We start from the raw sequence: 11,403 nt of genomic DNA, 5'->3' as shown, positions 1-11,403 counted from the left end.
AATCTACCTCTTTTATTTCACTTGGCTATACTGTCTGTTGTTGAGAAGCAACTTGTTCAACAATAAGCGAGCCTAAATAAGTGTTAACCTCTTTAGCACCCTCTTTTTCTAAACCTAATGTTTTATTCCATTCTGTTTTATCTACCATACGCGTCAAGTTAAGGAATGTAGAGAGCTTAAAGTAGATACCCTGGTCTTCCTATATCTGTCTTTCAAAGAAAACTTTGACCAGATTATAGTAAGCTTTTTTAGAAAAATTTTTAAATTATTGACAATATTGTTTAATATCAAAAAGAGCTCTCTAACCCGCCTTTTCAATTCAATAAATGCCTTTGTTAAACTGAGCTCCGTGTTCTTTTTTAGTTTTACACAGCCAATCATTCCGTGAAATACGAGAATAGCACATAATTTTGCGTATAGCTCGCACAATACTCTAAATGGATTTGTCTTTCCTTTTAGTTTATCAAGATTGATATGACTTTTATATAGTTTAAATAGTAATTCGATTTGCCATCTTACTCTATAAACCGTCAATATTTGTTCAGCATTAATTTTACTCTCTGGAACATTAGTTATAAATATTGACCAATCTAATAACTTTTGATTCTTTTGAGAAGATGTATATCCATGTGACTTTGCTAATTTATTAGCCTTTCTTCTTCTAGCCATAGACTGTTCTTCAGTTAGCTTTTGACATATAATTCTTACCTTAATTTTTACTTCCTTTCCTAATAATACTTCTTTTTCTGAAGATAATTGACCTTCCAAATACTCCAATAGCTCTATTTTTTGATTTGTTTCTATATCATATATATTGGTATCAGACTTATAACGACTAACAAAATATGCACCTGCTTCATCAATCTGTTTAAAAGAACTAGGCACAAAGTAGCCCAAGTCAAATATTAGCAAATCATTGGCTGATAAACCGTTCAGATAATCCCTATAACCTTGATCCGACCTTATTCCTTCCATAAAATTTAACTTATCTAGCGCTTGATTCAGGTAATCAAAGACTAACTGTAGCTTTATTACTGATTTGGTATTATTCTCACAATCTCTATAGCTACTGCCATATCCTTTGTACATATCTTCCATGCTACTGGGCAGGCTAATGTAGCTGCTATCCAATAATTTAACGCTTCCAAATTGCTGTAAAATTTTGCAATCAATCTGTAGACTTTTTTTTAATAAACACAAAGCTTCGTTATACATTTTTTTCATGAACTCAACTGCTTCTTCACTAAACCTAAAATCTAAACCCTGTTTTGTAATTTCTATCGAGTCTTCATTTAGCAATTAGCACACTGTTTCTATGCTGCAATCATCAACTCCTATGTTACCAAAAACCATAGCTTTTATGAATGATGAGCCATTAAGTTTTCTCTTTCTTTTTATAAAACCTACTGCAATTGATATTTCGTCTGCTTTTTCATTAAAGAATTCATTGAGGTCTTTTGATAAGCAAGCTATTCTGTCCATTGTAAGTTCTCTCATTCATATATCCAAGAGAATTTATACCTTATTATTTTCCTTCACTCTATCAACTTTACTTACACTTTTCCTTAACTTGACGCGTATGGTTTTATCTACTGTCTCGAACTTACCTTCTTTGTTTTTCACTTCTAGTGAATCTATCTCGAAGAGTGAAGTATTGCCTAGCTTATTGGTAAACTGATTAATATCAACAATAATACGGTAGTTCTTGCCTTCTAAGCTGAAGTCTATATAATATTTATCCTTTTCTACCTTACCTTCTTCATCTTTAACTTGGTTATTCCTTGCAATTTCCCTAAATGCGTCTTCTGTTACTAGCAACCCATCCTTAATAACCTTCAGAGCTTTCAACTCAGATATTTCGTTATTTTTGCTGATAGCATATATTGCTAAATAAGTCAGCGCAGCAGCAACAAATGCTAAACGCCCATTCCAAGTGGTGTGGCTGCAAAAGCTGCTAGCTTGCAAGTTGAAGGCCTCCAAAGCGGTGTTGAAAGTATTGCTAATCCACCTATAACGTATATAGCAGTAAATGCAACAAACACAGTGTTTGCTTTGTGGAGCTGGCCACAATGATTTTTGAAAGTTAGCATAAACGACTTCATTTAATAAAATATTAATATGCTTAAATTGTGTATAAAAGAACTGTCATAGTCAAGCTTTTTCGTAAGCTACCTGCCGCTTGAGCCAAAGCCCCCTGCATTGCGACCGGTTTCTTCTGCGCAGAATTCTTCTCTGTCATCCCAAATTACCTGAGATACAGGAGAAATAAGGATTTGTGCGATTCTATCTCCTCTTTTTATTTCGTATGGCTGATTACTTAGATTAATTAGACAAATTTTAACTTCACCTCGATAATCAGAGTCTATAGTGCCCGGAGAATTTAAGACAGTGATTCCATGTTTTGCAGCAAGACCAGAACGTGGGCGGATTTGCCCCTCAAAACCGTTTGGTATTGCAATCACAATTCCAGTTGGAACAAGTAATCTTTCAAGTGGATTTAAAACAGCAGAATCATTCAATGCAGCATAAAGATCCATGCCAGCACTCTGCGTAGTTGCATAACATGGAAGAGACAAGTCTTCTCCGTGTGATAATCTTTTTATTTCTACTTTAATTTTACTTCTTTGCACTCCAATTTACCATCTATGAAGACTCAATTATAGCATGTAAATTGTATCTGCAAAAGTGATAAATGTTACATCGTAAATGATGTCATTCCAGCGCGTGACGCTAGGCCATAAAATTCCTTGACAAGTTCAGTGCTCCTTTTTTTGTCATCCCAGTGCCCCTATGATGTCATTCCATTCTGGAATCTAGTCCTTATTATGCAGCCACTTGGTTGAAATTAAGTCTTCTGGATCCCAGTGTCTGGGCACTGGGATGACACCCTGACAACCGTCATCCCGCTACTTGTTAGCGGGATCTAGAGATACCGCGAATGAATCGCGGTATGACGTGGATTGCTGTCATTCCAGTGTCAGCTACTTGAATGACACCCTCTTGGTATTCGTGTGGTTGTAAGCAGTATAGCTATAAATCACTCACAATCAATATGCTTGAATTACTCTCAGTAAATAAATCAAGCATAATGTTAGGTATTCTACCATCAACTATGTGAACAACTCCAGCACATTCCTCCGCCATTTTAACGTATGCCATAAGCCTTTCAATAAATTTTTCCCCTTTAATTTTCCCACAATCAATCGATGCATTTAAATTTTTAACAGATATCTTCCTGCCACCAATTTTATCTATTTCTTCATCTGTGTCACTCAAGATTATCATTTTAGATGCAGAAACTGCAATTGCAATTGCGCTTGCAGTGCTATCGGCATCAATATGATACGTTTCCCCATCTTTTCCATGACCAATTGGTGCAATAACTGGTATAAAATCTGATTCTTCAATAAAAAATAATATATCAGGATTGATTTCAGTGGGTCTACCGATGAACCCCATGTCTAATATCTTTTCGATATTATTTGATCTATCTTCTCTAAGCGTAGCGGTTATTTTTTCGGCTTTAATTAAGTGACCATCTTTTCCACATAATCCAATAGCTGAACCACCAGCAGAATTTATATACTGAACAATTTTTTTATTAACTGAACCACACAGTGCCATTTCAATGATTTTCATAGTGTCTTTGTCTGTAAGTCTGATACCATTCACAAACTTACTGTTCATATCCAGCATTTTTAACACTGAGTTAATTTCATATTCTCCGTCATGAATTATTACCGGATTTATACCAAGCTGCTTCAACAAGACAACATTATGCACAAAAGTATTAAATAGTGTTTCATCTAAGATTATTGTACCACCGCATTTAATGACAAAAGTCTCGCCTACAAAGCTAGGTATGTTAGATAGCACTTCAAGTAATATTTCTGCTTTTTGTTCAAATGATACCTCACCCTTTAAAAATTCACTACTCTTCATTTTTTTATCTTGTAAACTTGAAAAACTCATCTCTTACCTTGGTTATTTTATGCTTAACACGGATGCTCATTTGATGAATTGACACATTCTCATTATTAATCCATTTTTGAATATCTTCTATAACAGCACCTAAGCTTTTTTGACTTACTTTATCTATTTTTGTTAGCACAATGTTAAAGTTAATGTTATTATATATTAACCAATAAATGAAGTCTTTGTCTATTTCTTTTAATCCTACCTTGCTATCTATCAACACAAACACTCTTCTTAGATTTCTTCTTTGAATTAGATAATACTCAATTAAGTTTAAATATTGTATAATTTCCTCCTTACCTGCATGAGAATAACCATACCCTGGCAGGTCAACAAGCCTGAACTTATCATTGTACATAGAGTAAAAATTTATTTGTCTAGTGCATCCAGGTTTAGAGGAAACTCTGGCAGCTTTTTTGCTGTTTATCAGTAAGTTAATCAGACTGGATTTTCCTACATTTGATCTACCAGCAAACGCAATCTCTGGAGCCGATTCATCTGGTAATGTTTTTATGTCCGAAGCTCCAAATATGAAATTGCAGTTTGATGTTATCTGTTTTGCCATTATATTCAACTAGAAGGTAGTAGGTATATTATAGTGTTATTGCTTGATATAAGAAATTTTTTATTTCAGTATATATTACTTAGCTAGATCTGTGCTATATGGATATGGAAAATAATTTACAAGACTTAAAGAAAAAATTTAATGATATAGAGAGGAATTTGGAAAATCCTACCAATTTAAGTCAAAAAGAATTCATTACCCTTTCAAAGGAATACTCTGAGCTCATGCCAATAATCAAGATAATTGATGAATATAACACGCTGAAAGAGGAAATTTCAGACTTAGAAGAAATAATGAAAGATGAAAACAGCGAAGGTGATATAAAAGAGTTAGCAAAAGAAGAATTTTTCGAAAAGCACAAGGTATTATTACCAAAAATAAAAGCAAAATTAAAGTTAGCATTATTGCCCAAAGATGAAGATGACTCAAGAAATGCAATATTAGAAATTAGAGCAGGTACAGGCGGAGAAGAAGCAGCATTATTTGCAGCAATGTTATTTCGTATGTATCAAAAATGTGCAGAAAGAAGAAATTGGAAGTTCGAGCCAATAAGCATTTCTAATACAGGTATAGGTGGCTATAAGGAAGCTTCTGCACTCATTAATGGAACAGAAGTTTTTGCAAGGTTGAAATTTGAATCAGGGGTGCACAGAGTACAGAGAGTGCCAGAAACTGAATCCTCAGGAAGGTTGCATACCTCTGCCGCTACTGTTGCGATATTACCTGAAGTAGAAGAAGTTGACTTTAAAATAGAAGAAAAAGACTTACGAATAGATGTTTATAGATCCAGTGGTCCTGGAGGGCAATCAGTGAATACAACTGACAGCGCAGTAAGGGTCACCCACTTGCCAACAGGGATAGTTGTGATACAGCAAGATGAAAAATCGCAGCACAAAAATAAAGCTAAAGCGCTCAAAGTATTGAGGGCAAGGCTATACGAAATTGAAAGACAAAAAAAAGAAATGGAAAGGTCAACAATGAGGAAAAGCCAAATTGGCTCTGGTGATCGTTCCGAGCGCATAAGAACATATAACTTTCCACAATCAAGAATAACAGATCATAGAATTAATCTAACTTCACATCGGTTAGAGCAGATTATAAAAGAAGGTGAACTAGATGAATTTATTGAGGCATTAATTTCACGCAATGAAGCAGAAAGATTGGCCGGGGAAAGTTAGCAGCCTACAATGGAATATCTTTATTAATTACATAGGATCTTTTAAACGCAATAGATAGACAGTAAAAACAAGTTCTAGTACTATCGCGGATAAAACAAGAACAGCTACACTAATTGTTTGACCATTGTAAATGTAGCTTGTTAAGCCGATAAAAATAGCCATGATAAAAGCTCTAATGAACGAGACTGCAGAAGAAGCTGTGCCTTTAATTTCAGGGAAAACATTTATTGATGCATTAAAAATCACTGGCTGGAAAATTGCACAACCGATAGAAAAAATAATCATAGACAGTGTTACTAAGAGGTTGTCCGGAAACAAGTAAAAGGCTATAATATCTGAAATTTTAGTACGGGGTAAAGATGAGAAAAAAGTATCCAACAGATCTAAGCGAAAGGGAATGGGCAAGAATAGAAAAACACTTCAGAGTATCATACAAGAAAGGAGGAAGGCCGCCAAAGTATAGCAAAAGAGAAATATTAGAAGCAATTTTCTATGTATTGCGTACAGGGTGTCAATGGCGGTATTTACCAAATGATTTTCCGCTATGGAAGACTGTGTATGAGCAGTTCAGGCAATGGAAGAAGCAGGGAATTTTTGAGAAAATGAATTATGAAATTACAAAATATAGTAGAAGAAAAATAGGAAGGAATGAGCAGCCGAGTGCCTGTATAGTAGATAGTCAATCTGTAAAGACTACAGAAAAGGGGGGATCAAAGGCTATGATGGAAGTAAAAAAGTAAAGGGTAGAAAAAGGCATATAATTACAGACACTCAGGGTTTTATACTAGGTTGTTACGTAGGCGCTGCTAACGAAAATGATAGAGATGGTATTAAAATAGCATTAAACAATATGAGAACAAAATATACTAAAGTTAAAAAAATGTGGGCTGACATGGGATACCAAGGAAGAAATTTAAAGAATCACATAAAGGAAGAATATGACATAGATATTGAAATTGTTACAAGGCCTCCATGTAGATTTTGGGTGCACAAAGATACGCTACCTGAGCTACTACCAACAAGAGAACAAGGGTTTAAAGTACAGCCAAGAAGATGGGTTGTAGAAAGGACTTTTGCTTGGGTTAATAGGAATAGAAGGCTATCGAAGGAGTATGATTTACTCACAACATCCACTGAGAATTTCATATACCTAGCTATGAGTAGGGTTATGTTAAAGAGGGAATATGCTTGAATTTACTAGTTTCCGGACAACCTCTTATACCAATTCCCATTACAGGGCAAACAGATGGACAATGATGGAAGAAAAGCCATACTGAAGTAAGTAAAATAGCGAGGTTTAAATGGCATTAAGATCAAAATTATTGGATGAAAAAGTAGTAGAATCAGCAAAAGAAATGCTGAAGAAAGTAAGGAATAATGCATATGTTTCAAAAAAACTAAATGCTGTAATTGCAGCAAAAAAGTACAGTATAACGGCTGTAGCAAAAATATATTGCATTTCAAGAAGCGCACTAACTTCGTGGGTAAAACTCTTGAAAATTGGCAGAGAAGAAAAACTGTTTGCTCCTTCACAACGTCGTAGAAAAACTAAATTAAATCAGGCTCAACTACAGCAAATTGAAGAGTGGATAGAAGAAAATCCTAATATCACCATTAAAGAAATGAGAATAAGAATCCAGGAAAAGTTCGGATTAAATATCAGCAAATCTACAGTACACCGCCATATGCAAAAGATGAAATTCTCATATATTACACCAAGACCAGTTCATAATGGACAAGATAAAAGCAAACAAGAGGAATTCAAAAAAAAATCTCAATGGAGCTATTAGCAAGTATCCAGAAAAAGAGCTATTTTTCTTTGATGAATCACGGTTTGGCACACATTCAAAAGTTGGACATGGGTGGTTTAAAAAGGGGATTAGAACACAGGTTAAAACAAAATTAGGTAGGCAAAATTTCTATCTCTATAGTGCAGTTAATCCTAGAAATGGAGAGAGTTCTAGCTTATTTGCACCAAATGTCAACACTGATTGCATGAACATATTTCTTGAGCAAATTTCGCAATATCTAGAAACACGAGAGGCTTTTCTCGTTATGGACTGTGCTAGTTGGCATAGGTCAAAAAATTTAAAGGTACCTAAAAATATCGACATTATATACCTACCTCCATACTCACCTGAGCTAAATCCTGTTGAGAGGCTTTGGTTATATATAAAACAGAACATTTTGCGCAATAAAATATACGATACAATTGCTCTACTTGAGGGTGCTTTGTGCAAATTTATTACTTCTCTTGCCAGCTCCACAATTAAACAACTCTGCAATGTTTCCTATTTGACTGGACAACAATGAGAATTGGTATGAGGAGGGCAAATTACATTTGTTTGTTGCTATTGATAGGACATCCAAATTTACCTATGTTGAGTTGTGTAACAGTGCTACAAAACCCATAGCTGCTGAGTTCTTACGTAATTTGATTAGAATTTTACCGTATAAAATCCATACTATTTTGACAGATAACGGTATACAATTTACAAACCAGAAGCGTCATAAGTATGCTTTCCAACATATATTTGATAGAGTTTGCGAAGAGAATGTTATTGAACATCGTTTGACAAAAGTTAGCCATCCTTGGACGAATGGGCAAGTCGAGCGTATGAATAAAACTTTAAAGGATGCTACAGTTAAGAAGTATTACTATCAATCGCACCAGCAACTTAAAGAACACCTTTATAACTTTGTTATGGCTTATAATTATGCAAAGAGACTCAAAACTCTTAAGGGTCTTACTCCTTATGAATTTATATGTTATCAGTGGACACAGTCTCCAGAATTATTTATACTAAATCCACACCATCACACTCTGGGACCATACATCTTGGTTTTATCATACTGATCTATGCATGAAAGAAACTCACAGAAGAGGTCTTGTTCTATGTCTTCAATATCTTGATCAGTAAGCGACTTATAACATTTTGCGTAAAATTTTATTAAATTAACAACTTTAGGATCAATACCTGAATAAGAGTTTCGAGATTTCATATGATGTATCCTTAAATGAAAGACTTAAGGATGAAACTTTCTTAGTAAACATTGTAGGACATGAAAAAAATACTTCAGACAATCGTGAGTTTTTTACCCTTGAAAAATCGGGAATCTTTTTTCAAACCTCAGACACTCAAAACTTTGATCAGACAATGCACCTACGAACTGAACAGTTTTTGTAAATCCGGTGAATATATAGAACAAGGCTCCGAATTTAAAGGTTAATTATGAGTGTTTCATACAGTATTCCAGAGATTAAAGCACAACTATTGTTGAATTTAAGATCTTGTCTTTCTTACCTTTTCCCCAATGGTACCTTCCATGGTGATGAATTTCGAATAGGTGATGTGCATGGTAACAAAGGACAAAGTTTAAGAGTAGAACTAAGTGGCAGTAGAGCAGGATTATGGAATGATTTTGCAACTGGAGAAGGTGGTGACATTATCGACCTTTGGGCAGCTGTGCATAGAAAGAATGCAAGGACAGAGTTTCCTGAGGTAATGGCTTCTATATCTGAGTGGCTCGGAAATAATAAAAAATATATCGAGAAACAGTATGTTGATGAAGACTTCGAGAAATTTATTACCCACAGTTGGAATTATTATGATGAAAATGGTCAGGTGATTGTAAAAGTTTACCGTTCTGACCCTCCCGGAAAGAAAAAAGTATACAAGCCTTTTGATGTTAAGCGAGGCAGATATGGTTCACCAGGAATAAGGCCACTCTACAACATTCCAGAAATCTTAAAGTCTGATAAAGTTATTCTGGTTGAAGGAGAAAAATGTGCAGAAGCGCTGATAGAACAAGGAATAACTGCAACAACAGCGATGTCTGGAGCAAATGCACCTATTGAGAAAACTGATTGGACTCCGCTAAAAGGTAAACACATTATTATATGGCCAGACAATGATGAAGCAGGTAATAAATACGCAAAAAATGCTGAAGAAAAGCTTTTAGAAATCGGAGTTGAATCACTTGTTGTTCTTAATATTCCACAAAATAAACCAAAAGGCTGGGATGCTGCTGATTGTGTAGAGGAAGGAATAAATATTAAAGAATTTTTAGCTTCAACTGCACTTACTACTAATACTCTAAGTACAAAAAATTTGATTTCATTTTCTGCAAGGCAATACTTTAACGATAAATCACCGATGCCAAAAGATATAGTTGCTCCTCGAATTTTAACTCCAAGTGGACTTTTAGTGTTTGCTGGAGCACCTAAAGTAGGAAAAAGTGACTTTTTAATTTCTTGGCTAATTTACATGGCAGCAGGAGTTTCATTTCTTGATATGGTACCTAAAAGGCCTTTAAGAATCTTTTATCTTCAAACTGAAATTGGCTACCACTATATGCGTGAACGTCTACAGCAACTAAAAATCAATGAAGAACTGCTTGAGATTGCTTTGGATAACTTAGTCATTACACCTCAAACAAAGCTACTCTTAAATGATAATAGTATAGATGAAGTTCTTGATGAAATAAAAAAATCATTTAATTCAAATACCGTTGATATTATAGCTATTGATCCACTACGTAACGTTTTTGATGCTGGCGAGAACAGTAGTGAAAATGATAACAATGCTATGCTATTTTTCCTGCAAGAAAGAGTTGAAAAATTGAGAGCGTTAGTTAATCCGAATGCAGGAGTCATTTTAGTACATCACACGAAGAAGATGCAAAAGAAATCATTAGAAGAAGATCCTTTTCAGAGTTTCAGTGGTGCTGGTTCATTAAGAAGCTTTTATACTACGGGAATGATAATGTTTAAGCCAGATGAACGGCAAAGTAGTCGTCAACTGATGTTTGAATTACGTAATGGTCATGCTATTCCCTCAAAATGTGTTGATAAAATCGATAACTGCTGGCAAATACTTGATTATGAGTCACAGAGACTGATACATAAAGATTATGGACAAAAATTAGATGCAGAGCGTTCTCGTAGATATGATATTATACTGCAATTAATTTACGACGAAGCGAGAAATAGAGGGAAAGTATATACAATCAATACATTCTGTGAGGTATTTGAAAATAAAGCAGGTCTTGGTAGTAAAAACTCCATTCGTGAACGCATTGATGTTCTTGCTGCAAAAGGTTACATTAAGTTTAACAGGAATGATAAAAATGCTGAAAGAAGTAAATATGGGATACTTTGTGTTGAAGATATGGAAAAGAAAGTTACAAACCAACTAAATAAGGATATTACAGTATATGAGAAGATTTTACCAACCGATTATAAATCGCCAGAATATGGCAGTATTATGCCAGTTGAAGATTCAAACATTTGGCTTTACTATAATTAGATCTCTTCTATATCATCTACAGTAATAAGGTTACTTACGAAGTATATTGATTATTTCAGACTCCAGAACTCTTCAGTCTTGGCAGAATCTGGTGCAGTTTATGAGATCTGGTACTTTCTGGTAGTAAAAAAATGCTAGATTTTCAATGATTTAATGGTTGACAGATTTCTGAGCTGTAATCTGGTTTAGTTGGCAAAAAGCTTAGGAGTATTGCGGGGTTTTGACCAGTCTCCAGTTTCCAAAATTTCCTATTATTATATAATAATAATATAGTAGTATGACTTTAAAACATACTACTCTGTTCGTTTACTAACCAGTCTACAATAATAAGCTATGGATACGTGTAAAGCTCTCTTTCAAAATTATCTGATAAAAG

The 11,403-nt window shown here is 34.6% G+C and carries 9 protein-coding genes and 3 pseudogenes; 5 read left to right on the top strand and 7 right to left on the bottom strand.

The genetic code is table 11. From position 1 onward, the window contains the following. Positions 1–25: 25 nt before the first annotated feature. The 6 genes and pseudogenes from AAGD74_RS03335 to yihA all read right to left on the bottom strand — a co-directional run bounded on the left by AAGD74_RS03335 (position 26) and on the right by yihA (position 4,540). Positions 26–148, bottom strand: a complete 123-nt coding sequence (locus AAGD74_RS03335; RefSeq protein ID WP_255324039.1) for a hypothetical protein — start codon at positions 146–148, stop codon at positions 26–28. Positions 149–153: 5 nt separating this feature from the next. Beyond that, positions 154–1,482, bottom strand: a pseudogene (locus AAGD74_RS03330) (IS4-like element ISWosp9 family transposase). A gap of 33 nt (positions 1,483–1,515) precedes the next feature. Continuing rightward, on the bottom strand, positions 1,516–1,965 hold the full coding sequence (locus tag AAGD74_RS03325) for a hypothetical protein (RefSeq protein ID WP_341810752.1): 450 nt from the start codon (positions 1,963–1,965) through the stop codon (positions 1,516–1,518). A gap of 203 nt (positions 1,966–2,168) precedes the next feature. Then, positions 2,169–2,630 carry a dUTP diphosphatase gene (dut, locus tag AAGD74_RS03320; protein WP_006279458.1) on the bottom strand — a complete coding sequence of 154 codons (462 nt, stop codon included), beginning with the start codon at positions 2,628–2,630 and terminating at the stop codon, positions 2,169–2,171. Positions 2,631–3,030: 400 nt separating this feature from the next. Continuing rightward, entirely contained in the window at positions 3,031–3,942 is a 912-nt protein-coding gene (gene argB / locus AAGD74_RS03310; RefSeq protein ID WP_006279509.1) for an acetylglutamate kinase, read from the bottom strand. Between the two features lie 4 nt (positions 3,943–3,946). After that, positions 3,947–4,540, bottom strand: coding sequence for a ribosome biogenesis GTP-binding protein YihA/YsxC (gene yihA, locus AAGD74_RS03305; RefSeq protein ID WP_015588868.1), 594 nt, complete (start codon positions 4,538–4,540; stop codon positions 3,947–3,949). Between the two features lie 98 nt (positions 4,541–4,638). Here yihA and prfA point away from each other — a divergent pair, with 98 nt between their 5' ends. After that, positions 4,639–5,718 (top strand): peptide chain release factor 1, encoded by a 1,080-nt coding sequence (prfA, locus tag AAGD74_RS03300; RefSeq protein ID WP_341810751.1) that lies wholly within the window; start codon positions 4,639–4,641, stop codon positions 5,716–5,718. 27 nt (positions 5,719–5,745) lie between these two features. On the opposite strand, the pseudogene AAGD74_RS07280 reads toward prfA, so the two are convergent. Further along, positions 5,746–6,018, bottom strand: a pseudogene (locus AAGD74_RS07280) (MFS transporter); the annotation flags it as partial. A 59-nt stretch (positions 6,019–6,077) separates the two neighbouring features. On the opposite strand from AAGD74_RS07280, the gene AAGD74_RS03290 reads away from it, so the two are divergent. From AAGD74_RS03290 to AAGD74_RS03275, 4 genes and pseudogenes are all read left to right on the top strand, one after another. After that, a protein-coding gene (locus AAGD74_RS03290) for an IS5-like element ISWpi1 family transposase (RefSeq protein WP_341810605.1) occupies positions 6,078–6,910 on the top strand; the annotation gives its coding sequence in 2 pieces (ribosomal slippage) (positions 6,078–6,447 and positions 6,447–6,910; 834 coding nt in all). Between the two features lie 109 nt (positions 6,911–7,019). Then, positions 7,020–8,031 (top strand): IS630 family transposase gene (locus AAGD74_RS03285; RefSeq protein WP_265029767.1). Its coding sequence is split into 2 segments (ribosomal slippage): positions 7,020–7,481 and positions 7,483–8,031, totalling 1,011 coding nucleotides; the frame shifts between segments, so codons are not numbered across the junction. Positions 8,032–8,041: 10 nt separating this feature from the next. Next, a pseudogene (locus tag AAGD74_RS03280) lies at positions 8,042–8,575 on the top strand (integrase core domain-containing protein); the annotation flags it as partial. Between the two features lie 376 nt (positions 8,576–8,951). After that, on the top strand, positions 8,952–11,027 hold the full coding sequence (locus tag AAGD74_RS03275; RefSeq protein WP_341810749.1) for an AAA family ATPase: 2,076 nt from the start codon (positions 8,952–8,954) through the stop codon (positions 11,025–11,027). Positions 11,028–11,403 lie beyond the last annotated feature (376 nt).

Origin of the sequence: Wolbachia endosymbiont (group A) of Campoletis raptor, assembly GCF_964026755.1 — a bacterium.
Classification (GTDB): domain Bacteria; phylum Pseudomonadota; class Alphaproteobacteria; order Rickettsiales; family Anaplasmataceae; genus Wolbachia; species Wolbachia pipientis.
Note: the sequence above shows the minus strand (reverse complement) of the source record. Positions and strands in the feature narration are given on the sequence as shown.

Excerpts from the sequence above, each read along its gene's own strand:
- AAGD74_RS03335 (WP_255324039.1), bottom strand. The coding sequence starts at position 148 with ATGGTAGATAAAACAGAATGGAATAAAACATTAGGTTTAGAAAAAGAG.
- argB (WP_006279509.1), bottom strand. The coding sequence starts at position 3,942 with ATGAAGAGTAGTGAATTTTTAAAGGGTGAGGTATCATTTGAACAAAAA.
- yihA (WP_015588868.1), bottom strand. The coding sequence starts at position 4,540 with ATGGCAAAACAGATAACATCAAACTGCAATTTCATATTTGGAGCTTCG.
- prfA (WP_341810751.1), top strand. The coding sequence starts at position 4,639 with ATGGATATGGAAAATAATTTACAAGACTTAAAGAAAAAATTTAATGAT.
- AAGD74_RS03275 (WP_341810749.1), top strand. The coding sequence starts at position 8,952 with ATGAGTGTTTCATACAGTATTCCAGAGATTAAAGCACAACTATTGTTG.